The 22780-nt window shown below is 70.4% G+C and carries 21 protein-coding genes and 1 riboswitch; of the genes, 7 read left to right on the plus strand and 14 right to left on the minus strand.

The window, feature by feature from the left end; genetic code table 11:
• Positions 1-175: 175 nt before the first annotated feature.
• The 7 genes from ABZ951_RS25925 to ABZ951_RS25955 form a co-directional block, all read right to left on the minus strand.
• Entirely contained in the window at positions 176-1189 is a 1014-nt protein-coding gene (locus ABZ951_RS25925) for a ribonucleotide-diphosphate reductase subunit beta (RefSeq protein ID WP_344091743.1), read from the minus strand.
• Entirely contained in the window at positions 1189-3570 is a 2382-nt protein-coding gene (locus ABZ951_RS25930) for a ribonucleoside-diphosphate reductase subunit alpha (RefSeq protein ID WP_344091745.1), read from the minus strand. The genes ABZ951_RS25925 and ABZ951_RS25930 overlap by 1 nt, the downstream gene beginning before the upstream one ends.
• A gap of 154 nt (positions 3571-3724) precedes the next feature.
• A riboswitch (cobalamin riboswitch) is annotated at positions 3725-3883 on the minus strand.
• Positions 3884-4084: 201 nt separating this feature from the next.
• Positions 4085-5710 (minus strand): monocarboxylate uptake permease MctP, encoded by a 1626-nt coding sequence (gene mctP, locus ABZ951_RS25935; protein ID WP_344091748.1) that lies wholly within the window; start codon positions 5708-5710, stop codon positions 4085-4087.
• A complete protein-coding gene (locus ABZ951_RS25940) occupies positions 5707-5964 on the minus strand; it encodes a DUF3311 domain-containing protein (RefSeq protein ID WP_344091750.1) in 258 nt (85 codons plus the stop codon). Before ABZ951_RS25940 ends, mctP begins: the two co-directional genes overlap by 4 nt.
• Before the next feature lie 157 nt (positions 5965-6121).
• Positions 6122-7036 carry a hypothetical protein gene (locus tag ABZ951_RS25945; protein WP_344091752.1) on the minus strand — a complete coding sequence of 305 codons (915 nt, stop codon included), beginning with the start codon at positions 7034-7036 and terminating at the stop codon, positions 6122-6124.
• Between the two features lie 114 nt (positions 7037-7150).
• Positions 7151-7330, minus strand: coding sequence for a DUF6255 family natural product biosynthesis protein (locus tag ABZ951_RS25950; protein WP_361280810.1), 180 nt, complete (start codon positions 7328-7330; stop codon positions 7151-7153).
• Positions 7327-7482 carry a hypothetical protein gene (locus ABZ951_RS25955; protein ID WP_344091754.1) on the minus strand — a complete coding sequence of 52 codons (156 nt, stop codon included), beginning with the start codon at positions 7480-7482 and terminating at the stop codon, positions 7327-7329. Before ABZ951_RS25955 ends, ABZ951_RS25950 begins: the two co-directional genes overlap by 4 nt.
• Before the next feature lie 158 nt (positions 7483-7640).
• Between ABZ951_RS25955 and ABZ951_RS25960 the strand changes: the two genes are divergently transcribed.
• Positions 7641-8903, plus strand: coding sequence for a helix-turn-helix transcriptional regulator (locus ABZ951_RS25960; RefSeq protein WP_344091756.1), 1263 nt, complete (start codon positions 7641-7643; stop codon positions 8901-8903).
• Positions 8904-8955: 52 nt separating this feature from the next.
• Positions 8956-9324 carry a GNAT family N-acetyltransferase gene (locus tag ABZ951_RS25965; protein WP_344091853.1) on the plus strand — a complete coding sequence of 123 codons (369 nt, stop codon included), beginning with the start codon at positions 8956-8958 and terminating at the stop codon, positions 9322-9324.
• Between the two features lie 13 nt (positions 9325-9337).
• Here the strand turns inward: ABZ951_RS25965 and ABZ951_RS25970 are convergent, their stop codons facing one another.
• The 6 genes from ABZ951_RS25970 to ABZ951_RS25995 form a co-directional block, all read right to left on the minus strand.
• A complete protein-coding gene (locus tag ABZ951_RS25970; protein WP_344091758.1) occupies positions 9338-9658 on the minus strand; it encodes a DUF6415 family natural product biosynthesis protein in 321 nt (106 codons plus the stop codon).
• 371 nt (positions 9659-10029) lie between these two features.
• A complete protein-coding gene (locus ABZ951_RS25975; RefSeq protein ID WP_344091760.1) occupies positions 10030-11592 on the minus strand; it encodes an FAD-dependent monooxygenase in 1563 nt (520 codons plus the stop codon).
• Between the two features lie 144 nt (positions 11593-11736).
• Positions 11737-12243, minus strand: a complete 507-nt coding sequence (locus tag ABZ951_RS25980; protein WP_344091762.1) for a GNAT family N-acetyltransferase — start codon at positions 12241-12243, stop codon at positions 11737-11739.
• 47 nt (positions 12244-12290) lie between these two features.
• Positions 12291-13100: an ABC transporter permease gene (locus ABZ951_RS25985; RefSeq protein ID WP_344091764.1), complete on the minus strand. Its 810-nt coding sequence runs from the start codon at positions 13098-13100 to the stop codon at positions 12291-12293.
• Positions 13097-14092, minus strand: a complete 996-nt coding sequence (locus ABZ951_RS25990; protein WP_344091767.1) for an ATP-binding cassette domain-containing protein — start codon at positions 14090-14092, stop codon at positions 13097-13099. Before ABZ951_RS25990 ends, ABZ951_RS25985 begins: the two co-directional genes overlap by 4 nt.
• Before the next feature lie 144 nt (positions 14093-14236).
• Positions 14237-15004 carry a GntR family transcriptional regulator gene (locus ABZ951_RS25995; RefSeq protein WP_344091771.1) on the minus strand — a complete coding sequence of 256 codons (768 nt, stop codon included), beginning with the start codon at positions 15002-15004 and terminating at the stop codon, positions 14237-14239.
• Positions 15005-15245: 241 nt separating this feature from the next.
• Here ABZ951_RS25995 and ABZ951_RS26000 point away from each other — a divergent pair, with 241 nt between their 5' ends.
• The 4 genes from ABZ951_RS26000 (at position 15246) to ABZ951_RS26015 (ending at position 19923) form a co-directional block, all read left to right on the plus strand.
• A complete protein-coding gene (locus ABZ951_RS26000) occupies positions 15246-16517 on the plus strand; it encodes an extracellular solute-binding protein (RefSeq protein ID WP_344091774.1) in 1272 nt (423 codons plus the stop codon).
• Between the two features lie 103 nt (positions 16518-16620).
• Complete coding sequence (locus ABZ951_RS26005) at positions 16621-17601, plus strand: sugar ABC transporter permease (protein ID WP_344091776.1); 981 nt, start codon at positions 16621-16623, stop codon at positions 17599-17601.
• Positions 17598-18428 (plus strand): carbohydrate ABC transporter permease, encoded by an 831-nt coding sequence (locus ABZ951_RS26010; protein WP_344091778.1) that lies wholly within the window; start codon positions 17598-17600, stop codon positions 18426-18428. The genes ABZ951_RS26005 and ABZ951_RS26010 overlap by 4 nt, the downstream gene beginning before the upstream one ends.
• Positions 18429-18438: 10 nt before the next feature.
• Positions 18439-19923 carry a glycoside hydrolase family 3 N-terminal domain-containing protein gene (locus tag ABZ951_RS26015; RefSeq protein ID WP_344091780.1) on the plus strand — a complete coding sequence of 495 codons (1485 nt, stop codon included), beginning with the start codon at positions 18439-18441 and terminating at the stop codon, positions 19921-19923.
• A gap of 68 nt (positions 19924-19991) precedes the next feature.
• Here ABZ951_RS26015 and nagB read toward each other — a convergent pair whose 3' ends face one another.
• The gene (gene nagB, locus ABZ951_RS26020; protein WP_344091782.1) at positions 19992-20777 is read right to left on the minus strand and encodes a glucosamine-6-phosphate deaminase; all 786 of its coding nucleotides are present in this window, start codon (positions 20775-20777) and stop codon (positions 19992-19994) included.
• Positions 20778-21271: 494 nt separating this feature from the next.
• Here nagB and ABZ951_RS26025 point away from each other — a divergent pair, with 494 nt between their 5' ends.
• Positions 21272-22741 carry a PAS domain-containing sensor histidine kinase gene (locus ABZ951_RS26025; protein WP_344091856.1) on the plus strand — a complete coding sequence of 490 codons (1470 nt, stop codon included), beginning with the start codon at positions 21272-21274 and terminating at the stop codon, positions 22739-22741.
• Positions 22742-22780 lie beyond the last annotated feature (39 nt).

Below are 22780 nucleotides of genomic sequence, written 5' to 3' on the forward strand. Positions count from 1 at the left end.
GGGTGGTCGCCGACTCCGGGGCCGCCGGGTCGTAGGCCGGTGGCGCTACGCCGATCGTGCCGAAGTCGGCTCCGTCCGGAGCACGCGGCCTCCCGCGTTCCCGGCCGCCGGACACGGAACGGGCCCAGGCCCGCCCCCGGACGGGGACGGGCCTGGGCCCGGGTGCTGCGAGGTCCTAGAACTCGTCGTCGAAGGCGACCGAACCCTCGACCGCCACCTGGTACGCGGAGGCGCGGCGCTCGAAGAAGTTCGTCAGCTCCTGGACGTTCTGCAGCTCCATGAAGGAGAACGGGTTCTCCGAGCCGTAGATCGGCGCGAAGCCCAGGCGCTGGAGGCGCTGGTCGGCGACGCACTGGAGGTACTCGCGCATGGACTCGGTGTTCATGCCCGGCAGGCCCTCGCCGCACAGGTCGCGGCCGAACTGCAGCTCCGCCTCCACGGCCTCCTTCAGCATGTCCGTGACCTGCTGCTGGAGCTCGTCGTCGAAGAGGTCGGGCTCCTCCTGGCGGACGGTGTCCACGACCTCGAACGCGAAGTTCATGTGCATGGTCTCGTCGCGGAACACCCAGTTGGTGCCGGTCGCCAGGCCGTGCAGCAGGCCGCGGCTGCGGAACCAGTACACGTAGGCGAAGGCGCCGTAGAAGAAGAGCCCCTCGATGCAGGCCGCGAAGCAGATCAGGTTGAGCAGGAAGCGACGGCGGTCGGCCTTCGTCTCCAGCCGCTCCAGCTTCTCGACCTCATTGATCCACTTGAAGCAGAACTGGGCCTTCTCCCGGATGGACGGGATGTTCTCCACCGCGTCGAAGGCCGCGGCGCGGTCCTCCGGGTCGGGCAGGTAGGTGTCCAGCAGCGTCAGATAGAACTGGACGTGCACGGCCTCCTCGAAGAGCTGCCGCGACAGGTACAGCCGCGCCTCGGGGGAGTTGATGTGCTTGTACAGCGTCAGGACGAGGTTGTTCGCCACGATCGAGTCACCGGTCGCGAAGAACGCGACCAGGCGGCCGATCATGTGCTGCTCGCCCGGGGACAGCTTGGCGAGGTCGGCGACGTCCGAGTGGAGGTCGACCTCCTCGACGGTCCAGGTGTTCTTGATCGCGTCGCGGTAGCGGTCGTAGAAGTCCGGGTACCGCATCGGGCGCAGCGTCAGCTCGAACCCGGGGTCGAGCAGGTTCTTCTGTTCGGACGACATTACTGGCATGCCTCGCAGGACTCGGGGTTCTCAAGGGAGCAGGCGACGGCGTCCGCGTCGGGGACGGGGGCCTGCTGCACGGGGATGGTGGCGGCGGCGCCGGCCGAGCGGGCGATCCGGGTGGCCGGGCGCGAGCGCAGGTAGTACGTCGTCTTGATGCCCTGCTTCCAGGCGTACGCGTACATCGAGCTGAGCTTGCCGATGGTGGGCGAGGCCATGAAGAGGTTCAGCGACTGGCTCTGGTCCAGGTACGGCGTACGGGCCGCGGCCATGTCGATCAGGGCGCGCTGCGGGATCTCCCAGGCGGTGCGGTAGAGGTCGCGCACCTCCTTGGGGATCCAGTTCATGTCCTGGATCGAGCCGTTGGCGTCCGTCATGGCGTCCCGCGTGGTGCGGTCCCACACGCCGAGCTTCTTCAGGTCCTCCACCAGGTAGGTGTTGACCTGGAGGAACTCACCGGAGAGCGTCTCGCGCTTGAAGAGGTTGGAGACCTGCGGCTCGATGCATTCGTACACACCCGCGATGGAGGCGATGGTGGCCGTCGGCGCGATGGCGAGCAGCAGCGAGTTGCGCATGCCCGTCTTCGCGATGCGGGCGCGCAGCGCGTCCCAGCGGTCGGCCCAGCGCTGCTCGGCGTTCGGGTAGTGGTCCGGGTGCAGCACGCCGCGCGCGGTGCGGGTCGCGGACCACGCCGGGTGCGGGCCGTGCCGCTCGGCCAGATCGGCGGACGCCTCGTACGCCGCGAGCATGATGCGCTCGGAGATCCGGGTGGACAGCTCCTTCGCCTCGGCCGAGTCGAAGGGCAGGCGCAGCCGGAAGAAGACGTCCTGGAGACCCATGAGGCCCAGGCCCACCGGGCGCCAGCGGCTGTTGGAGTTCCCGGCCTGCTCGGTCGGGTAGAAGTTGATGTCCACGACGCGGTCGAGGAAGGTCACGGCAGTGCGGACCGTGCGGTCCAGCTTCTCCCAGTCCATCTCGCCGTCGGAGCCGAGGTGCTGCGCCAGGTTCACCGAACCGAGGTTGCAGACGGCCGTCTCGCCGTCGTCGGTGACCTCAAGGATCTCCGTGCAGAGGTTCGAGGAGTGGACGACCTTGCCGGGCTCGGCGGTCTGGTTCGCGGTGCGGTTGGAGGCGTCCTTGAACGTCATCCAGCCGTTGCCGGTCTGCGCGAGGGTGCGCATCATCCGGGAGTACAGCACACGCGCGGGGATCGTCTTGATCGCCTTGCCGTCGGCCTCGGCCTTGCGGTACGCGGCGTCGAACTCGTCGCCCCACAGGTCGACCAGCTCGGGCGTGTCGGCCGGGGAGAACAGCGACCAGTCGGCGTCGGCCTCGACGCGGCGCATGAACTCGTCCGGGATCCAGTGCGCGGTGTTGAGGTTGTGCGTGCGGCGGGCCTCCTCACCGGTGTTGTCGCGGAGCTCCAGGAACTCCTCGATGTCCGCGTGCCAGGTCTCCAGGTAGACACAGGCCGCGCCCTTGCGCCGGCCGCCCTGGTTGACGGCGGCGACGGAGGCGTCCAGCGTGCGCAGGAACGGCACGATGCCGTTGGAGTGGCCGTTGGTGCCGCGGATCAGCGAGCCGCGCGAGCGGATGCGGCTGTAGGAGAGGCCGATGCCGCCGGCGTGCTTCGACAGGCGCGCCACCTGGTGGTAGCGGTCGTAGATCGAGTCCAGCTCGTCCAGCGGCGAGTCCAGCAGGTAGCAGGACGACATCTGCGGGTGGCGGGTGCCGGAGTTGAAGAGCGTGGGGGAGGACGGCAGGTAGGAGAGCGTGCTGGTGAGCCGGTAGAGCTCGGCCACGTCGTCCAGGGCCCGAGTCGAGTGGTCCTCGGCGAGGCCGCAGGCCACGCGCAGCAGGAAGTGCTGCGGGGTCTCGACGACCTGGCGGGTGATGGGGTGGCGCAGCAGGTAGCGGCTGTGCAGCGTGCGCAGGCCGAAGTAGCCGAAGCGGTCGTCGGCGCCGTCGGCCAGGGCCTTCTCGACGAGGGAGTCCAGGCGCGCGGCGTGGGTCGCGACGAACGCGGCCGTCTCGTCGGCGATCAGGCCCTCGGCGTGGCCGACCGCGACGGAGGCGGAGAAGGACGTCGCGCCCTGTCCGGCGGCCTCGTCGGCGATGGCGCGGGTGAGCAGTCGCGCGGCGAGCCGGGAGTACTGGGGCTCCTCCGAGATCAGGCCGGCGGCGGCCTCGGTGGCCAGGGACCGCAACTCGGCCTCGTCCGAGCCCGGGTGGCGGCCCCGCAGCGCGGCGGCGGCGACCTTGCCCGGGTCGGTGGCGGGCAGATCGGCGGTGAGGTCGGTCAGGGTGCGCAGCAGCGCGGTCCCGGGGCCGCCGGTCGCTTCCACGGACGCTGAGACCGGATCGGCGGGCGCGATGGTCACTGAGGCTCTCCCTCGCTCGGCAAGGGGCCGGGCGGGAGGCGCGCGACGGGCGCGTACGGGCAGCCTCGTGCATCAGGGCATGCTCGCAGCGTCCATCGGCCCAACCCGCGGGGCCCGGACGAATACAAAACGCCCGGTGCCGAAAAGGGGATTCGGCGGTGGGCGTGCTGCCGGCAGGTACTCGGACTCCTGCATGCGAAATAACGGCATACATACACCGTTGCGGGACAGTTCCGGATTTCCACCGGATTCCCCTGCGACGACAGCGAGGACGAGCATACATCTAGTGCTGACCGTCGCACGCACCACCACATCTTGTGTCGCACGGTAAGGGTGTGGGGTGGAATGTGCTAACAGAGCGCGCGGATCGGGGGCATGGCAGAGGGCCGCCGCGCCCCCTTCGAGGGGGTGCGGCGGCCCTGGGTGACCGGCGGGGTCGGCGCGCCCTCCGGAGCCCGTCCAGGGCTCTTCCAGGGCCCGCCGGGGTCGGTTCGGGGGCTTGCCTGACGGCGGTCTAATGACCGCCCGGCGCGCCGGCCGTCGCCGGGGGCAGCTCCTGCGCCACACCCGGATCGCCGATGTCCGCGGTGTAGTCCGCGGCCTTGGTCTGGTCCACGCCGTCGGGCGCCTTGAGGGCCTTCAGGACGAAGGTCGCCGCGATGACGACGATCACATTGAGCGCGAACGCGGTCAGCCCGATATACCCCTTCTCCCCAATAAGCGGAATCAGGTTGGTATTACCGAAATGGTCCTGAGTGGCGCTCGGCGTGTCATAGGCCCGCCAGGTGCCGTAGGCCATTCCGGCCGCCCAGCCGCCCAGCAGCGCCCACCGGTGGAACCAGCGGGTGAAGAGCCCGCCCACCAGCGCCGGGACGGTCTGCAGGATCCAGATCCCGCCCAGCAGCTGGAAATTGATCGCCACCGTCTTGTCCATGGTGAGGACGAAGACCAGCGCGCCCACCTTTACCAGCAGCGAGGCCAGCTTGGAGACCTTGGCCTCGTGCGCGGGGGAGGCGTCGGGCTTGAGGAAGTCCTTGTAGATGTTCCGCGTGAAGAGGTTCGCGGCCGCGATCGACATGATCGCCGCCGGCACCAGCGCGCCGATCCCGATCGCCGCGAAGGCCACGCCCGTGAACCAGTCCGGGAACATGTCCTCGAACAGCTGCGGGATGGCCAGCTGCCCGTTCTTGACCTTGACCCCCGCGGCGAGCGCCATGAAGCCGAGCATCGCCAGCAGACCCAGCATCAGCGAGTACAGGGGCAGAATCGTGGTGTTGCGGCGGATGACGTTCCGGCTCCGGCTGGAGAGCACCGCCGTCACCGAGTGGGGGTAGAGGAAGAGCGCCATCGCCGAGCCGAGGGCGAGCGTCGCGTACGCCCACTGCGCGTCCGGACCGCTCACCAGCGAGCCGCGCGGCTTGCCCGTCTCGGGGTTCTTCACCGAGAACGCGTCGTTCGCGCTGGCGAAGATGTTGTCGAAGCCGCCCAGCTTGATCGGGATGTAGATGATCGCCACGATGATCACGATGTAGATCAGCGCGTCCTTGACGAAGGCGATCAGCGCGGGCGCCCGCAGCCCCGACGAATAGGTGTAGGCCGCCAGCACGCCGAAGGCGATGAGCAGCGGCAGGTCCTTCATGAACCAGTTCGAGCCACCGCCGACCCCGAGGACGTCCAGCACGGCCTGGATGCCGACGAGCTGGAGCGCGATGTACGGCATCGTCGCGAGGATGCCGGTCAGCGCCAGCGCCAGCGACAGCCCCTTGGACCCGAAGCGCCCGCGGACGAAGTCCGACGACGTCACGTAGCCGTGCTTGTGCGAGACCGACCACAGCCGGGGGAGGAAGGTGAAGACCAGCGGGTAGCACAGGATCGTGTACGGCACCGCGAAGAAGCCCGCCGCACCGCCCGCGTAGATCGCCGCCGGGACGGCCACGAAGGTGTAAGCCGTATAGAGGTCGCCGCCGAGCAGGAACCAGGTGACCCAGGTGCCGAACGAGCGGCCGCCGAGCCCCCACTCGTCGAGGCTGTCCGCGTTCTCCGCGCGCCGCCACTTGGAAGCGACGAAGCCCATCACCGTGACGACCAGGAAGAAGAAAATGAAGACGGCGAGTGCCACGCCGTTCACGCCGTCCTTCATCGCCGCTCACCCGCCTTGCGGGTCCGCTCGTGCCGCCGGACGATCAGATAGGCGACGACGGTGAGGCCGGTCGACAGCAGGACCCACAGCATCTGGTACCAGTAGAAGAACGGGATACCGATGAACTCGGGCGTCAGCCGGGCGTAGGAGTCCACCCACAGCATGGCGACGAAGGGTACGGCCAGGCATATCCCGGCCAGGATCAGCGGCACGGTGACAACCGCTCTGCGGTCGCCTCCTGGTGGTTCTGTCATGGTGGTGACTCCCCCCTTGGTGATCACTGCGTGATGCGCAGGAAATCTAGGCGAGCTCCCGCTGGGAGTCACCCCCTGTCCGCATATCGGTATGGCAATGTCATCTGGCCGGTAAGCGCTGCCCAGTTGGCGGCCCGACGGCGATCCGCCCCGCCGATCAGCCGGACGGGCACGGTCCGGTGGGCGTTCGCAGGGACGCGCGGATCGCCGCCATGCCGCGCAGGGTCGCGGCCACTGCCCCGTCGCAGGGGCCGGTGGCGGCCGCCTCCAGGCGGCAGTCACGGCACCGGGTCTCGTCCCCGACCGGCCGGATCATCCGCTCGCAACCGCCGGTGCACAGTTGCAGGGCGGCCGGTCGCGGGGCCGGAGCGGGCCTGGCGGCGGACGGCTCGGGCATCTTGCGGAGCAGCCGGTCGCGGGTGATCCCGGCGGGGGAGTGGACCCGCTCGGGGAGCCCGGCCGTGAGCGCCTCCCGGAGATCCCCCAGGGTGGCGCCCCGCAGCAGCCATTCGCCTGCCAGCGGGGCGAGCCTCGTGATGTCCCTGCCCGAGAGTCTGAGCCGCCGCTCGCTGCGGCTCGCGGCCGCAAGGGCCTGGGCGCCACGGTCGGCCAGCGGGTGGGGAGGGTGGGAGGTGTTCTCCCTCATGTTCTTTTCAGGGGAATGACCGACGGCCCGGCGTGCCGGTTCACCGGGGGCCGGTTTGTCGTCAGCCGGTTGCGCCGGTTGCGCCGGTTCGGCGGGCCGGCCGTCGCGGGCGGCGAGGGCCTGCTCGGCGGTGAGGGGCACGTTGGAGATGAGCTGGGACGTAGCCCAGAGGCCGTCGGCCCCCTGGGCCCGCCACTGGTGGAAGTAGCCCTCCTGGGTGAGCTCCCGCTTCACGCGGGTGAGGGCCGACTTCTTGATGTTCGCCTGCCGGGCCGTGGTGGACAGCGGCTGCTCGGCGGCGCCTGCGGGGAGCGAGAGATGCCAGAGCAGGAGCCGGACGGCGTCGGCGGAGAGGCGGGGATGCCGGATGATCTCGTTCCGGACTTGGGAGAAGAAGCGCGCGGGGGCGATAACATGGGTGAGCATTCTCTGGGAGGCCCTAACTCCTGGTGGGTGTAGACCCCCGTCGCCGGTTTGTGCCCGGCTTCGGGGGTCGTTCAGTTGTGGCCCACCGTAGCGCACCGGAGGGTAACTCCCGGGTCACTTAAAGCGAGTTGGGTGCAGAGGGCGTTCGGGGAGCGCGACGGCGAAGGCGAGCGCCCGGTAGTCGACGAAGCGGCGGACGCCGCAGGTTCGGCAGCTGGCGATCCCGTTGCGCGGCGCCCACGCCTCGTGGTGGTGCTTGCAGGCGGGACGCGGCCGCGTCCGCGAGGGCGTCATGCGTGGACCGCCCGCTGGTGACGGCCCATGGCGATCCGCAGCGCGGATGCGGCGCGCAGATCCCCTTGCCGCAGGGCGAGCAAGCGTCGCGTTTTGATGCCCACGCAAGCGGCGCAGCGCCTGCCGGTCGGAAGAAGTTCGACGGTGGCCACGGGTTCCTCCTTCGGTTCTGTGTGACCAGATAACCGAGAGCCGTATGCGAGACGGGAGGACGAAGAAGGGCTGATCAACTCCCCTGCCGCCGGACGAATTTCCTTCTGCTTTACCCGCGAGCTGTGACGCATCCGGCGAGTGCGCCTACGGTGAGTCCATGCCAGGGAACAGTCGGTTGGCGGCCCGGATGCGGAAGCGTGGCCTGTCCCAGGCCGAACTGGCCGAAGAGATCAACGACGGCGTGGAGAAGCTCACCGGACGGCGCGGAAACGCCTCCGATCGAACGGTCCGCCGCTATCTGAGCGGGGAAACGCGCTGGCCGCAGGCGCGGCAGCGCGTCGTTATGGAGGCGCTGTTCGGGTGCACCGCCGAGGAGCTGGGGTTTACGCCCAGGGCGGGTAGGGCGCAGGGTGAATCAACCCCCGCGTCTCCCGTGCAGGAGGAGCCAGTGCAACGCCGCGCTTTCATCGCCGGAACCGCCCTCTCCGTGACCGCGCTGACAGGCAGTGCCAGGCCGACCGTCGGTACGGCGGACGTCCAGCGCCTGCGCGGGGCGCTGACAGCGCTCTGGCTCCTGGACGACCAGGAGGGCGGCGGCCCGGCCCTCGAAGGCCGAGCGCTGGCCTTGAGCCGACAGGCGATGAGCCTTCAGCAGAACGGCAGCGCGACGCAGCGGGTACGGGGGCGGCTTTACGGGTTGGCGGCGGCGTTCACCGCGACGGCGATGTGGGCGGCGGTGGACTCACGCCAGCTGGACCGGGCCCAGCGGCATATGGAGTCGGCGGTGACGTTGGCGGGGTTGTCGGGGGACGGGCAGATCCAGCACGAGATCTGGCGCTATGCCACCGCGCTGGCAGGTCAACGCGGGCGCTGGCAGGACGCCGTGTCCGCTTCTGAGGCCGCGATGAGAACTTCCGCGCACCGCAGCGATCCTCTGTACGCCTCTCTGAGCCACGCCAGGCTGGCGCTCTACCTCCCCCATAGCGGAATGCAATCGCGGGCATTGCGTTCCCTGGACCGGGCGGCGACCGCTTACTCCCGCGCTGACCTCAACGCGCATCGCCCGTCCTCGATGGACTTCTTCACCCACGCCGAGCTGAACGGATTGACCGGCATCACTTTCCTGCGCCTGGGCCGCTTCGCTCAAGCCGAGAGCCACATCCATAGGTGCCTATCGACCCTACGCCCCGAGCAGCATCGAAACCGCGCCCTCTATACCGTCCAATTGGCGCTGGCGCAGCTGGAGCAGGGTGACTTGGGGCAAGCCTGCGGGACGGCGCTCAGAGTCTCTCCTCCACGTGGTTCAGGGGCTAACAGTACGGTTCGACACCTTCTTGGTACCTTCAACAAAAAGCTCAACGTGCGCGCACCTGACGCTCAGTTCACACGTGACTGGAACGAGCACATTCGCGCCATCTGAGCACCAGGCGCGGGGAGGCTCGTAGCGCCGCCGCGCGCCCGGACGGGAGGCACTGGGCTACGTAGACGGCCAGGCGATCGGCTACGCCTACGCCTCCCCGCTCCCGGCGGGCAGCCGCTGGTGGGCGGGAATGCTCACGCCTCTCCCCGCGCCGGACATTGCCGAGAACGGCCGACGCACCCTGGCGCTGTTCGAGCTCATGGTCCGGAAGCCCTGGCGCGGCACCGGTAGCGCGCGGCGAATCCACGAGGAATTGTTGGCCGGGCGCTCGGAGGACCGCGTCACACTTCTGGTGGAGCCCACACATCCCAAGGTCAAGGCCCTGTACGAGCGTTGGGGTTACGAGTACGTAGGCGACCAGCAGCCGTTCCCGGACGCGCCCATCTACTCCACCATGCTGCGCCCGCTGCCGAAGCCCTGATCACCGCCGCCCGTCACTCGTCCAGGCAATCGGCCAAGAAGCGCGCCCCCCTGCCGAGGGTCTCCATATGGGCGGCATCCGAGGCCATTCCTTCGTCGCCGGTGCGGTCCAGATCGGCGCGTACCCGGTCGATGAGCGCCTGCCAGTGATCCCACTGCACCGACCCCCGGTGGAGCCGATCCGCACGGATCTGCGCGTGGGCGAGCATCAGTCTCAGGTGGTGGCAGAGCGCCTGATTGATCTCTTCGATTTCCGGCCGTGGCGGGCGGGCCGCCCGCCGCTCCAGGGCGCGGCGAACGGTGGCACGGATGGCGCCCAAGTCCAGGGGCGCCACCGTCACAGGGTTTCTCTCCGTCATGGTGGCAAGTCAAGGGCAAGCCGAGGGGCCTGCCCAGGACAGACAACGGGCTGTCTACTGAAGGCCGGCCGGACGTTTTGACACCGAGGCCACGCCTACCGGCGTACCGCCTTTACCCGCCAGATAGGCGCCGGCACCCGGCCCGCGTCGTCGGTTCGGAGCGTGTCCGGGTCCACCGTGACGTAAGCGGCGCGCCGTCACCGCCGGGGCCGTCCCGGCGGTGACGTGCGCGCTGGTCACCGGCTCGCAGGGGGCCGGAAGCCGTCACACCGGCGGCGGGTCACGGTGGGCGGTCCGTGGCGCGCGCGGCGCGGGCGGCGGCCGGAGCGGCGAATCAGCCCGGTGGATCAGCCCCGCGTCACCGCACCCTCCGGCGCTCCGAACCACTGCTCCAGCGCCTCCGCCAGCCCGGCCGTCGGCGTCCGCTCCTGCGCCCCCGCGTCGGCCGCCCAGGCCGTGAAGCCGTCCGGACGGACGAGGACCGCTGCCAGCTCCGGGCGGGACGGGCAGCCGGCCGTCAGGATGTCCACGCGGCCGGCGTACCCCGCGGCGAGGGCCCGGAGTTCCGGGTCGTCGGCGAGGTCGAGCAGGAGCGCCCGGCCTCCGTGGAGGTGGTCCGCGAGGCGGCCGCCGTCGGTGAGTTCGAGGTCCGGGGCGCTGCGGCCGGTCAGCGGGTGTGCGCCCGGCAACGCGTACCGCACCCCGGCACTGTTGAGCCGCGCGGTCAGGTACGTGGTGCCCGTGACCGTCCCCGCCAGGTCGCTGACGATCTCGCGCAGGGCCCGGGACTGCGGATCCGGGCGCATGGCCGCGACGTGGGACCGGGTCCAGTCCAGGATCTGCGCGCCGACCGGGTGCCGCTCGGAGGTGTACGTGTCCAGCAGCCCTTCCGGCGCCCGGCCGCCGATCACCGCGGCGAGCTTCCAGCCGAGGTTCATCGCGTCCCCGATGCCCAGGCTCAGCCCCTGGCTCCCGAACGCGGAGTGCACGTGCGCCGCGTCGCCCGCCAGCAGCACCCGGCCCTTGCGGTACTCGGTGACCTGGCGGGCGTGGTCGGTGAAACGGGTCGCGGTCCGCACCCCGGTGATCGTGACGTCCACGCCGGATACACGGCGCAGCCGCGCCTGGAGGTCCTCGGCGGTGACCGGGGCGTCCCGGTCGGCCGGCGGGCCGTCGAACTCCACGGTGACGACGCGGCCCGGCATCGGGCCGTAGGCGTACACCCCGGTGTCCGTGGCGGCCCAGCCGAGCTCCAGGTCCTCGGTGCCGGTCATCTCCACGACCGCCTGGTGACAGGTGATCTCCGGGTCCGTACCGGGAAACGCGAACCCCGCGAGCTTGCGGACCGTGCTGCGGCCGCCGTCGCAGCCCACGAGCCAGCCGGCGCGTATCGTCCCGGCGCCCGTCCGCACGGTGACGGCCTCCTCGTCCGCCTCGAAGCCGGTCAGCTCCACTCCCCGGCGCACGTCGACGCCGAGTTCGGCTGCCCGCTCGCCGAGCAGCCGTTCGATGTCCTGCTGCGGCACGAGGGAGATCTCGGCGGCGGGTCCGGCGTCGCCGAGGCCCGGTTCCGTACGGTCGACCAGGTCGGCGCGCAGCATGATGCCGGCGAAGTGCCCGACGTACCCGAGCCCTTGGCCCGCGGTCCCGCCTCCGTCCCCGCCGTTCCGCTCGCGCATGAACGCCCGGAAGCGGTCCATCGCCTGCTGCTGCACCTCGGCCAGCGCGGGCAGCATGCCCCGGCGGTAGAGCGCCTCGGCGCTGGGCGTGGTGATCGCCCCGCCTTTGATCGTCGGGTCCACTTCGGTGAGGCGCTCCAGGACGGCCACCCGCGCGCCTCCGAGCCGGAGCTCGCAGGCCAGCATCAGTCCGACCGGGCCGCCTCCGGCTACCACTACGTCATAGTCCATGGCGCCCACTATGAACGAGGGTCAAATGGGCCCTTGCACCGCCCTGACCAGCCATAACAGGCGCTGTGATGTCAACCCCGGTCGGTTTTCGACCGGCTCGGCCAGGCGGTGCGCGCGGCCCGCACGGTGGCCCCGCGGCGGCCGTCAGAGAAGGCGCCGCATGCAGACCCGTGGCCAGCGGTCCAGGCCGTGGGCCGCCTCCTGGCGGCGGATCGCCCGCAGGCCCGGCGTGAGGGCGTCCTCGCTCAGCACCGTGAACCCGCACCGCGCGTAATACGGCGCGTTCCACGGCACGTTGGCGAACGTCGTCAGCGTCAGCGCCCGGCTGCCGCCCGCCACGGCCCGTGCCGCCGCGTGCTCCAGCAGCCACCGGCCCACCCCCTGCCGTGCGGCCCGCGGGTGCACGGAGACCTGTTCCACGTGGAGACCGCCGTCGACGGGGTCGGCGAGCAGATACGCCACCGGGGCGCCCGCGCCGTCCACGGCCACCCACGCCAGGCCGTCCCGCTGGTAACGGGCGAGGACATCGAGGGGGAGCGGCTCGTCCTCCGCGATCTCCGCCATGCCGACGGCACGGAAGCACTCCCCGGCCGCCCTCTCGATCTCCTGGAGAACGGGCAGGTCATCGACGCCGGCTGTTCGTATGCGCATGCCAGGAATGATTCCGGCGGACCGCGCCGCGGCCAACCGGATTGTCGCTACGTGCGCCCCCGGTACGCCCGCATGGCCAGCGGTATGAACACCGCCGCGATGCCCGCCGCCCACACCAGCGACCACAGGACCGGCCGGCCCGCCTCGCCGCCCAGCAGCAGGCCGCGGAACGCGTCCGACAGGTGGGTGACGGGGTTGACGTGCACCCACGCCTGCAACCAGCCCGGCATCGTGTCGACCCGGACGAAGGCGCTGCTGGTGAACGTCAGCGGGAAGATCAGGGTGAAGGCGAAGACCTGCACCTTCTCCACGTCGCCCGCCACCATGCCGATCAGCACCGCCGTCCAGGAGACCGCCGCGGCGAAGACCATCAGCATCAGGGTGGCCGCGAGGAAGCCGCCCGGGCCGCCCGTGATCCGGAAGCCCAGCAGGGCGCCCAGGCCGATCATCAGCAGCATCGCCCAGAGCTGCTTGGCCAGGTCGGCCGCTATCCGGCCGAACAGCGGCGCTGACCGGGCGATCGGCAGGCTCCGCAGCCGGTCGAAGACGCCCTTGGTCAGATCCGTGTTGAGCGACATCGCGGTGTACATGCTCATGAACAGGGTGTTCTGGACGATGATCCCGGACAGGGCGTACTGCAAGTACTCCTTGGGCGAGCCCGCCATCTGCCCGCCGAACACGTACGTGAACAGGAACACGAACATGATCGGCGTGATGCTGTAGTCGACGAGCTCCAGCGGATTGTGTTTGACGGACACCAGGCTCCGCCACGCCATCGTGCCGGTCTGCCGCAGGGCCGCCAGCGGGCGGACCCTGCCCTTCGCGCCCAGGGACGGGGCGGCTGCCACGGCGGTCATGTCGGACTCGCCACCTTCAGCTGCTCGTCCTCGTGGGGCTCGGCGTCCTCCGGCTGTTCCGGCTCGGCGCGGTGGCCGGTGAGGGCGAGGAACACCTCGTCCAGCGAGGAGCGGCGCAGCGTCAGCTCGCCGACCGCGATGCCGGCCTGGTCCAGCCGGCGCACCACCGCGGGCATCAGGGCCGGGTCGTTCATCGGCGTGGTGATGTCCTCGCCCTCGATCCTGGTCTGCGGCCCGGCCGTCTCCGCTATCAGCGCGTGCGCGTTCGCCAGGTCGGTGGCGTGCACCGGCCGCAACTGGAGCACCTGGCCGCCGACCTGTGACTTCAGCTCGTCGGGTGTGCCTTCGGCGATCACTTCGCCCTTGTCGATCACCACGATGTCGTCGGCCAGCTGATCGGCCTCGTTCAGGTACTGGGTGGTGAGCAGGGCGGTCACGCCCTCGGCGACCAGGCCGCGCAGCATGTCCCACAGTTCGCCGCGGCTGTGCGGATCGAGGCCGGTGGTCGGCTCGTCGAGGAAGAGGATCTGCGGCCGGCCCACCAGGCTCGCCGCGAGGTCGAGGCGTCTGCGCATGCCGCCCGAGTACGTCTTGGCGGCCCGCCCGGCGGCGTCGCTCAGCTGGAAGCGCTCCAGCAGCTCGGCGCCCCGGGCCCGGGCGTCGCTCCTGCCCATGCCGAGCAGGCGGCCGATCATCAGGAGGTTCTCCGTGCCGGTCAGCTTCTCGTCGACCGCCGCGTACTGCCCGGTGAGGCCGATCACGGCCCGGACCAGGCCGGCCTCCCGCACCACGTCGTGGCCGCCGACCCGGGCCCACCCGGCGTCCGGCGTCAGCAGCGTGGCGAAGATGCGGACCGCGGTGGTCTTGCCCGCGCCGTTGGGCCCCAGCATGCCGAGCACGGTGCCGGTGCGGGCCGCGAGGTCCACCCCGGCCAGTGCCCGGGTCTCCTTGAACGTTTTGGCCAGGCCCTCCGCCTGGATGGCGTAGTCCATCGGACGTTCCCCTTGGTTCCACAGTCGCGGGCGCGCGTGTCACGTCTCCCATCCACTGTGACCCATGCCACTGACATCCCGCGCGGCAGAACCCAAAGGCTCACGTGCAGTGCCCGTCCGGCTACGTCCCCGCGGGCGCCCTTCTCACTCCGTCGGCCGCCGCAGCCGCGCCACGAACTTGTACCGGTCGCCGCGGTACACCGAGCGCACCCACTCCACCGGCTCGCCCTTGGCGTCCACCGAGTGCCGGGACAGCATCAGCATGGGCAGGCCCACGTCCGTGCCGAGCAGCCCCGCCTCCCGGGGGGTGGCCAGGGACGTCTCGATCGTCTCCTCGGCCTCCGCCAGGCGGACGTCGTAGACCTCGGCCAGGGCGGTGTAGAGGGACGTGTACTTCACCAGGCTCCGGCGCAGCGCCGGGAACCTCTTCGCGGACAGGTGGGTCGTCTCGATCGCCATCGGCTCCCCGCTGGCGAGCCGCAGCCGCTCGATGCGCAGGACCCGCCCGCCGGCCGTGATGTCGAGCAGCGAGGACAGCCGGTCGTCGGCGGTGACGTAGCCGATGTCCAGCAGCTGTGAGGTGGGTTCGAGGCCCTGGGCCCGCATGTCCTCCGTGTACGAGGTCAGTTGCAGCGCCTGCGAGACCTTGGGCTTCGCCACAAATGTCCCCTTGCCCTGGATGCGCTCCAGGCGCCCCTCGACCACCAGCTCCTGGAGGGCCTGGCGGACGGTCGTGCGGGAGGTGTCGAACTCCGCGGCGAGGGTGCGCTCCGGGGGCACGGGGGTGCCGGGGGGCATGGTTTCGGTCATGTCCAGCAAGTGGCGTTTGAGCCGGTAGTACTTGGGGACGCGCGCGGTGCGCGCGCCGCCCGCCGCGCCGCCGCTCTCCGTCGTACCGCTCTCGGTCGCCATCGTCTGCCTTCCCGACTCCGATCCTGCTGCTGTCACCGGCTCCTCCGTCTGTCGCGGTCACATCGTGGCACGGGCAGAGCCCGAGGGGCCCGGTGATGGCCCGGCCGACCTCGAGGTGTCGGTCCGGTAACGGAGCCGACAGCGACTCTTATACACCCTTGACACCCAAAAAGGTCTAGGCCAAGCTGCGGGCACTGGTCTAAACCATTAAAGACCACATTCGGTCCTTGAGGAGAGTGCTGTGAAGCGAGGGCTCATAGCGGCGACGGGTGTCGCGGCCATGCTGGTGAGTGTTGCTGCCTGTGGGTCCAGCGACAGTGACAAGGGATCGGGCGACGACGGGGGCAAGGCCAAGAGCCTCACCGTCTGGTTCATGGATGGCTCGAATCCGGCGGGTTGGACGAAGACCGTTCAGGCCGAGTTCGAACAGAAGACCGGCGCCAAGCTCAATATCCAGGTCCAGAAGTGGGACGGCATCCAGCAGAAGCTGACCACGGCCCTCTCCGAGTCCAGCCCCCCGGACGTGATCGAGATCGGGAACACCCAGACCCCGTCCTACGCCCGGACCGGCGGCCTCGCCGACCTCGGGGAGCTGAAGAAGGAGATCGGCGCGGACTGGACCGAATCCCTCAACAAGCCCGCCGTCTTCGAGGGCAAGCAGTACGCCGCCCCCTGGTACGCCGCCAGCCGTGTCGTCATCTACAACAAGAAGATCTGGGCCGACGCCGGCGTCAAGGACATCCCCAAGACCCGCGCCGACCTCTTCAAGGCGTTCGAGGCCATCGAGAAGAAGGGCGACGCCGAGCCGCTCTACCTGCCCGGCCAGAACTGGTACTTCTTCGACGGCCTGACCATCGGCACCGGTGCCGACCTGGTGAAGAAGGACGGCAAGAAGTACGTGTCCAACCTCGGTGACCCCAAGGTCGCCAAGGCCATGGACATCTACAAGCAGTACCAGGCGTTCAGCAAGGCGCCCAAGGACAAGGACGAGGCCACCCCGCAGCAGGCCGACATCTTCGCCAAGGGCAAGACCGGCGCGTTCATCGGCATGGGCTGGGAAGCCAAGACCGCCATCAAGGCGAACCCGCAGATCGAGAAGGAGATCGGCTTCTTCACCCTCCCCGGTGAGAGCGCCGACAAGCCCGAGGGCGTCTTCCTCGGCGGCTCCAACCTCGCCGTCGCCACCGGCAGCAAGAAGCAGGAACTCGCCAAGGAGTTCCTGAAGATCGCGCTGTCCGACAAGAACGAGGCCGCCCTGGCCAAGGAGGTCGGCTCGATCCCCAACAAGGAGTCCCTGCTCGCGAGCGTGAAGGGCAACCCGGCCGCCGAGGCCGCCGCCCCCGCCGCCAAGGGCGGTGGCACCACCCCGCTGATCCCCGAGTGGGCCGCGGTGGAGAACGCCCCGAACCCGATCAAGGCTTACATGACGGCCGTCCTGGGCGGGAAGTCGCCGGAGGATGCCGCCAAGCAGGTCGAGGCCGACATGAACAAGCGCCTCAGCCAGAAGCAGTGACCTCCGCCGGTGGTACGGGGGCCGGCACCCGCCCGCCCCCGTACCGCCGCGCGCGTCACGCACCACAGTTCAACAGGTTTCACAGGGGAGAAGGCGGACGACGATGTCAGCGCAGATCGAAGAGGTGGCGGCCGAGCCCGCCCCCCGGATCGGCAAAGGCGGCGCCCCGCCGCCGCCCCGCGGGAACCGGGAGCGGGCCGCCCGGAGCGTCCCGTACCTCCTGATCCTCCCCGCCGCCGCCGTCACGGTGCTGCTGCTCGGCTGGACGATGGTCAAGAACGGCATGCTGTCGTTCCAGAACCTCAACCCGCGCCAGCTCATCCAGCACGTCACCGAGTGGAACGGCGTCGACAACTACACGGAAACGCTCGGCAGTTCCGCATTCTGGGACGTCACCGTCCGCTCCGTCGCCTTCACCGCGGCCAACGTCGTCCTGATCATGACGGCCGGCTGCCTGATCGGGCTGCTGCTCGCCCGACTCGGCACCAAGCTGCGGCTGTTGCTCTCCCTCGGCCTCGTCCTCGCCTGGGCCATGCCCGTCGTCGCCGCCACCACCGTCTTCCAGTGGCTCTTCGCCCAGCGCTTCGGCGTCGTCAATTACGTCCTGGACGCCCTCGGCTGGCACGCGATGGCCGACTACAACTGGACCAGCGGCCAGTTCTCCACGTTCTTCGTGATCACCGTGCTGATCGTCTGGCAGTCGGTGCCCTTCGTGGCCATCAACCTCTACGCGGCGACGACCACGATCCCCAAGGAGCTCTACGAGGCGGCCTCGCTCGACGGCGCCGGGCCCTGGAAGCAGTTCACCTCGGTGACCTTCCCCTTCCTCAAGCCGTTCTTCCTCGCCACGACGTTCCTCGAAGTCATCTGGGTCTTCAAGTCCTTCACCCAGGTCTTCGCGATCAACGAGGGCGGCCCCGACCGGCTCACCGAGACCCTGCCGGTCTACGCGTTCGTCGAGGGCATGGGCAACCAGCACTTCGGCATGGGCGCCGCGATCTCCATCCTCACCATCGTGATCCTGCTGGCCCTGACGGCGTACTACCTGCGCCTTGTTCTCAAGCAAGAGGAGGACGAGCTGTGAGGCGCTCCTTGCTCGGCCGCGTCTGGCCCGGGGCGACCGCCGTCGTCCTCTTCGCCGCCTTCGCGTTCCCCGTCTACTGGATGTTCGCCACGGCCTTCAAGGCCAACAAGGACATCGTCAGCGACACGCCCGTCTGGTTCCCGACCAGCCCCACCTTCGAACACTTCACCAGGGCGGTGGACGCCGACGGCTTCTGGACCTTCGTCGGCAACTCCCTCACCGTCACCCTCGTCGCGGTCGGCCTGTCGCTGGTGATCGCGCTGCTCGCGTCGTTCGCGATCGCCCGCATGCGCTTCAAGGGCCGCAAGAGCTTCATCCTCGTGATGATGATGGCCCAGATGGCCCCCTGGGAGGTCATGGTCATCGCCTACTACATGATCGTGCGCGACGCGGAGATGCTGAACAGCCTCGTCCCGCTCACCGCCATCTACACGGTCATGGTCCTGCCCTTCACCGTCCTGACGCTGCGCGGCTACGTCGCCGCCGTGCCCAAGGAGCTGGAGGAGTCCGCGATGGTCGACGGGTGCACCCGCACCCAGGCGTTCATCAAGGTGATCTTCCCGCTGCTCGCCCCCGGTCTGATGGCCACCTCGCTCTTCGGCTTCATCACCGTCTGGAACGAGTTCCCGATGGTCCTGATCCTCAACAAGGACCCCGCCACGCAGACCCTGCCCCTGTGGCTGACCGGCTTCCGCACCACCTTCGGCGACGACTGGGGCGCCACCATGGCCGCCTCGTCCCTCTTCGCCGTGCCGATCCTCATCCTCTTCGTCATCCTCCAGCGCAAGGCGGTCGGCGGTCTTACGTCCGGCGCAGTGAAGGGCTAGCACTTACCCCATGGACACGCTCACCCGCGACGCCCTCACGGTCCTGCAGCCCGGCTTCACCGGCACCACGGCACCCGCGTGGCTGCTCCGCAGACTCGGTGAGGGGCTGGCCTCCGTCGGCCTCTTCGGCCGCAACATCACCTCGCCCGAGCAGCTCGCCGCCCTCACCGCGCAACTGCGCGCGGAGCGGGAGGACGTGCTCGTCGCCATCGACGAGGAGGGCGGGGACGTCACCCGCCTGGAGGTCCGCACCGGCTCCTCCTTCCCCGGCAACCTCGCGCTCGGCACCGTCGACGACACCGCCCTGACCCGGTCCGTCGCCCGCGAGCTCGGCCGCCGCCTCGCCGCCTGCGGCGTCAACCTCAACTGGGCCCCGTCCGCCGACGTCAACTCCGACCCGGACAACCCCGTCATCGGCGTACGGTCCTTCGGCGCCGACCCCGACCTGGTCGCCCGGCACACCGCCGCCTACATCGCGGGCCTGCAGTCCGCCGGCGTCGCCGCCTGCACCAAGCACTTCCCCGGTCACGGCGACACCGCCGTCGACTCCCACCACGACATGCCGCGCGTCGACGCGGACCTCACCACCCTCTACGCCCGGGAGCTCGTCCCCTTCCGGGCCGCCGTCGCCGCCGGGACCCGGTCCGTGATGAGCGCGCACATCCTGCTGCCCGCCCTCGACACGGACCTCCCTGCCACCCTCAGCCCGGCCGCCCTGCACGGCCTGCTGCGCGCGCCCGTCACCGCCGGCGGGCTCGGCTTCGACGGGCTGATCGTCACCGACGGCATGGAGATGCAGGCCATCGCCGGCACCTACGGCATCGAACGCGGCAGCGTCATGGCCGTGGCCGCGGGCGCCGACGCGATCTGCGTCGGCGGCGGCCTGGCCGACGAGGACACCGTGCTGCGGCTGCGCGACGCGCTCGTGAGCGCCGTGCGCACCGGAGCCCTCGCCGAGGAGCGGCTCGCCGACGCGGCCGCGCGGGTACGCGCCCTGGCGCGCTGGACCTCGGAGGCGGGCGCGGACGAGGAGGGGACCGCGCCCGCCTCCGATGTGGGCCTCGCCGCCGCCCGCCGTGCCCTGCGCGTCACGCCCGACGGCACGGACGCCCGGCTCACCGGGCCCGCCTACGTCGCCGCGTTCACTCCCGTCGCCAACATCGCCGTGGGCGACGAGACGCCGTGGGGGGTCGCCGCCGAGCTCACCCGGCTGCTGCCCGGCACCGGGACCGGCACGTACGGGCACGACGAGACCGGCACGGACCGGCTGCTGCGGGACGCGGGGGAGCGGCGGATCGTCGCCGTGGTCCGCGACGTCCACCGGCACCGGTGGATGGGCGAGGCCCTGGCCGCGCTCCTGGCCGCCCGCCCGGACACGGTCGTGGTCGAGATGGGCCTGAACCAGGCACCTCCGGCGGGCGCGCTGCACATCGCCACGCACGGGGCGGCACGGGTGTGCGGCCTTGCGGCAGCCGAGGTCATCGCGGGGGTGTGACAACGCCGGGCGGGCTGAAATCAGCCCGTCCGGCGCTTGCGAACCAGTGCGGGGCGGAGCCCCGCTCTTTACAGCCCCTGCCAGGCCGGCTTATTGGCGTAGGTGTGGCGGAAGTAGTCGGCCAGCTTCAGCTTTGACGCCGCGGCCTCGTCCACGACGACCGTCGCGTGCGGGTGCAATTGCAGCGCCGAGGCCGGCACCAGCGCGGAGACCGGGCCCTCGACCGTCTGGGCCACGGCGTCGGCCTTGCCCTCGCCCGTGGCCAGCAGCACCAGGTGGCGGGCCTCCAGGATGGTGCCGATGCCTTGGGTGATGACGTGGTGCGGCACCTGCTCGATGTCGCCGTCGAAGAAGCGCGCGTTGTCGACGCGGGTCTGCTCCGTCAGCGTCTTGATGCGGGTGCGGGAGGCCAGCGAGGAGCACGGCTCGTTGAAGCCGATGTGCCCGTCGGTGCCGATGCCGAGCAACTGGAGGTCCACCCCGCCGGCCGCGGGCAGCGCCCGGTCGTACGCCTCGCAGGCGGCCTGGACGTCCTCGGCGGTGCCGTCGGGGCCCATGAAGGAGTCCGGAGTCAGCCCGAGCGGCTCCACGACCTGGCGCAGGACCACCGAACGGTAGGACTCGGGGTGGTCGGCGGGCAGGCCGACGTATTCGTCGAGCTGGCAGATGCGGGCGCGCGAGGCGTCCACGGCACCGGCTCGGACCTTGGCGGCCAGCGCCTCGTAGATGGGCAGCGGCGTCGAGCCGGTGGCCACGCCGAGCAGAGCGCCGGGCTTGCGGCGCAGCAGGGCGGCCATGGCCTCCGCGATGAGTTCGCCGCCTGCCTGGGCGTCCTGAACGATGACAACTTCCACGCTGGGGCCTGCCGATCTGGAGATCTGGACAATGGGGACTGTGGTATAGACCAATTTAGCAGAACGGGCACGGCGGACACGGCGCGCGGTCCGGCGGGTGTGGCGCGCCGCGGGCGCGCGGACAGGCGCCGGCCCGGGGGCGGGGGAGAGTGGGGAGAAGTGAAAGCGGGTGAAGGCGTGGGAGCCCCTGACACCACTTCGGGCCGCGGCGCCTGGCCGGGACCCTCGACCCGACCGGCACCGCAGCCCGGAGCCGACGTCGGCCCACCGGAGGCGCGGGGTGTGCGGACCCCGCGGCCGGTGCGGCCGACTGGAGACCGGGCGCGATCAGGGCAGAGGGCGCCGGGTCTCGGTCCGCCCTCCTGTGCGGGGAGGGCGGAGACTTTGCCCCTTCATTGTGGACTAGACCATTCTTCACTGTCCATGCCCGGGACCCCGCCGGACGGAACGAAATGAGATTCCCCGCCACGGGTAGGCTCACAGCCGTGCCCTCCATGAACGACCTCGTACGCCAGCACACCGCCCTGGGCGACTCCGACCTGGAGTGGCTGCACCTGCTGGTCTCGGAGTGGCAGCTGCTCTCCGACCTGTCCTTCGCCGACCTCGTCCTGTGGGTGCCCACACTCGACGGCACCCGCTATGTCTCGGTCGCCCAGATGCGGCCCAATACCGGGCCGACCTCCTACCAGGACGACATGGTCGGCCACCTCGTGCCGCGCGGCCGCCGCCCCATGCTCGACGCCGCCCTCGACGAGGGCCGGATCGTCCGGGAGGGCGACCCGGAGTGGCGCGAGGAGGTGCCGGTCCGGGTCGAGTCCATCCCGGTCCGCCGGGAGGGACGGGTGCTCGGTGTCATCGCCCGCAACACCAACCTGCTGACGGTGCGGACGCCGAGCCGGCTGGAGCTCACCTACCTCCAGAGCGCCTCCGACCTCGCCCAGATGATCGCCAACGGGGCCTTCCCCTTCCCCGGCCAGCAAGTCGACATGGACGCCTCGCCGCGGGCCGGCGACGGCCTGATCAGGCTCGACGCCGACGGGGTCGTCCAGTACGCCAGCCCGAACGCGCTGTCCGCCTACCACCGGCTCGGCCTCGCCGCCGATCTCGTGGGGCATCATCTGGGCGAGACCACCGCTCAGTTGGCGCCGTCGCGCGGGCCGGTCGACGAATCGCTGGCCAAGCTCGCCAGCGGCTGGGCGCCGCGCGGCTTTGAGGTCGAGGGCAGCGACGGCGTCATCCAGCTTCGGGCCATTCCGCTCAAACCCAAGGGAAACCACATCGGTTCACTCGTACTCCTGCGCGATGTCACCGAACTGCGTCGGCGAGAGCGCGAGTTGATCACGAAGGACGCGACCATCCGGGAGATTCACCACCGGGTGAAGAACAACTTGCAGACCGTAGCCGCGCTGCTCCGGCTCCAGGCCCGCCGGATCGGCTCGCCCGAGGGGCGGGAGGCGCTGGAGGAGGCGGTGCGCCGGGTCGGCTCGATCGCCATCGTCCACGAGACGCTCTCGCAGAATCTGGACGAGCGCGTCGAATTCGACGAGATCGCCGACCGGGTCCTGGCCATGGTCGCCGAAATCTCCCCCGGCCGGGTGGCCGGGCGCCGCACGGGCCGTTTCGGGATACTCGACGCCGAGGTGGCGACCCCGCTGTCGATGGTGCTGACCGAATTGCTCCAGAACGCCATGGAACACGGCTTCGGCCCCGGCGAGCGGGGCACCGTGGAGATCACCGCCGTCCGCAGCGGCCTCCGGGCCGACGCCCGGCTGCTGATCTCGGTCCAGGACGACGGCCGGGGCCTGCCCGAGGGCTTCGACCCGCAGCGGGCCGGCAATCTCGGCCTGCAGATCGTGCGCACTCTGGTGGAGGGCGAGATGGGCGGAACGTTCGACATGGTGCCGGCGCCTGGGCGGGGCACCCGGGTCGTCCTGGACCTCCCGGTCACGGCCGAGAAGTCCTGAACGCTCCGTTTGCGGTCGGGTGTCTCGTCTGCGGGTGCG

Origin of the sequence: Streptomyces sp. NPDC046215, from assembly GCF_040646215.1 — a bacterium.
In the GTDB taxonomy this organism is placed as follows: Bacteria; Actinomycetota; Actinomycetes; order Streptomycetales; family Streptomycetaceae; genus Streptomyces; species Streptomyces stramineus.